Below are 1,116 nucleotides of genomic sequence, written 5' to 3'. Positions count from 1 at the left end.
TCCCTTGTATCTGGATTGCGGCGCCGGAGCGTGATGGCCTGGAGCTGTGAAGGGACCGGCGGCCACCGGTCCCTTCACGCGGCGCGTGGCGCCCGTCTTCCCTCTGGCTTCAACCGCGAGAGAGCTTAGGGACCGCCGCCGCAGTCACGCACGACCGAACAGTCGCTTGGTCTTCGATCGCATGCACAAGGCAGGTTACCGTGGCGAGCATCATCTGTGGAGTGGACGTCTCTTCGGGGACGCTGGACGGCCGGATCGACGGATCGGGCCTGGAGTTGAGCGTGCGGCGTGATCCGGAGGGGATCGCGGCGCTGGGCCGGTTTTGCGCCGAGCACGGGGTGGAGCTGGTGGTGATGGAGGCGAGCGGCGGCTACGAGAAGTTGCCGTTCGGATTGCTCTGGGCGGCGGGCGTTCCGTGCGCGGTCGCCAACGCCCGGTCGGTGCGGCGCTTCGCCGAGGCGATGGGCGTGTTGGAGAAGACCGACCGGATCGACGCGCGGATCATCGCCGACTACGCCCGAGCCAAGGGTCTTGTGGCTCAGGCTCCCGAAAGTCAGGCCCAGGAAGGGCTGCGGGCGTTAGTGACGCGACTACGTCAGCTCACCGACTTGAAGGTGGCTCAGTCCAACCAGCGCCGCCTGGTCCGGGACCCCGAGGTCTTGGCCGGCTTCGACGAGATGCTGGCGATGATCGCCCGGCAGTCGCGAGGCCTGGAATCGCGCATCGCCGAACTCCTGGGCTCCGATCCGTTATGGCGTGCGCTGGACCAAGCCTTCCGCGAGATCAAGGGCGTGGCGGGCCGCACCGTGGCTCGGCTGGCGGCCGAAATGCCTGAGATCGGCACGGTGTCCAACAAGGCCATCGCCAAGCTGGCCGGCTTGGCGCCGATCGCCAACGATAGCGGCAAGCGCCAGGGCAAGCGTTCCGTTAGAGGCGGACGCGCCCAGGTTCGTTCGATCCTGGTCGTCGTCGCCGGAGTCGTGGCGCGACATGATCCAGATCTGGCCGCCTTCCACCATCGCCTCACCCAGGCCGGGAAGCCTAAGCTCGCCATCAGGATCGCCGTCGCCCGAAAGCTCCTCGTCCGCCTCAACGCCAAGGCCAGGGACGCGCGAA

At 67.7% G+C, this 1,116-nt stretch carries 1 protein-coding gene; it reads left to right on the top strand.

The genetic code is table 11. From position 1 onward, the window contains the following. Window positions 1-200 precede the first annotated feature (200 nt). On the top strand, window positions 201-1,116 hold a 916-nt coding region (locus AX690_RS03415), incomplete at its 3' end, for an IS110 family transposase (RefSeq protein ID WP_066730288.1).

The sequence above is a fragment of the Caulobacter sp. CCH9-E1 genome (genome assembly GCF_001556515.1).
Taxonomy (GTDB): Bacteria; Pseudomonadota; Alphaproteobacteria; order Caulobacterales; family Caulobacteraceae; genus Caulobacter.
Note: the sequence above shows the minus strand (reverse complement) of the source record. Positions and strands in the feature narration are given on the sequence as shown.